This is a genomic window from Ruegeria sp. AI3, assembly GCF_056541245.1.
The window spans coordinates 1-1,182 of sequence record NZ_JBQFYA010000053.1; the positions used below are offsets into that span (position 1 = coordinate 1).

General features: G+C 59.1%; 1 protein-coding gene. It reads left to right on the top strand.

The features are described from left to right. The coding region (gene tuf, locus ACRZ95_RS22940) for an elongation factor Tu (RefSeq protein WP_170381019.1) at positions 1 to 1,176 on the top strand (1,176 nt) is incomplete at its 5' end. Positions 1,177 to 1,182 lie beyond the last annotated feature (6 nt).

Consider the following 1,182-nt stretch of genomic DNA (forward strand, 5'->3'; position numbering starts at 1 on the left):
ATGGCAAAGGAAAAGTTTGAGCGTACAAAACCGCACGTCAACATCGGCACGATTGGGCACGTTGACCATGGTAAGACGACGCTGACCGCAGCGATCACCAAGTATTTTGGTGACTTTAAAGCGTATGACCAGATTGACGGTGCGCCGGAAGAGAAAGCGCGCGGCATCACCATCTCGACCGCCCACGTGGAATACGAGACCGAGAACCGCCACTACGCGCACGTTGACTGCCCCGGCCACGCCGACTACGTCAAGAACATGATCACCGGTGCTGCTCAGATGGACGGCGCGATCCTGGTTGTGAACGCTGCTGACGGCCCGATGCCGCAGACCCGCGAGCACATCCTGCTGGGCCGCCAGGTTGGCATCCCGAAGATGGTCGTGTTCCTGAACAAAGTTGACCAGGTTGACGACGAAGAGCTGCTGGAACTGGTTGAGATGGAAGTTCGCGAACTGCTGTCCAGCTACGAATACCCTGGCGACGATATTCCGATCATCGCAGGTTCGGCTCTGGCCGCGATGGAAGGCAACAAGCCTGAAATCGGCGAAGAGAAGATCAAGGAACTGATGGCGGCCGTTGATGAGTACATCGACACCCCTGAGCGTGCTGTTGACCAGCCGTTCCTGATGCCGATCGAAGACGTGTTCTCGATCTCGGGTCGTGGTACCGTTGTGACCGGTCGTGTTGAGCGCGGCGTGATCAACGTTGGTGACGAAATCGAAATCGTCGGCATCCGCGACACTTCGAAAACCACCTGCACCGGCGTTGAAATGTTCCGCAAGCTGCTGGACCGCGGTGAAGCGGGCGACAACATCGGCGCGCTGCTGCGTGGTGTTGACCGTGACGGCGTTGAGCGTGGCCAGGTTCTGTGTAAGCCGGGTTCGGTTACACCGCACACCAAGTTCGAAGCCGAAGCCTACATCCTGACCAAGGAAGAAGGCGGTCGTCACACTCCGTTCTTCGCGAACTACCGTCCTCAGTTCTACTTCCGGACCACTGACGTGACCGGCACCGTGACCTTGGCGGAAGGCACCGAGATGGTCATGCCCGGCGACAACGTGTCGTTCGGCGTTGAGCTGATCGCGCCGATCGCGATGGAGCAGGGCCTGCGCTTTGCGATCCGCGAAGGCGGCCGCACCGTCGGCGCCGGCGTTGTGTCGAAAATCACTGAATAAGTCGCG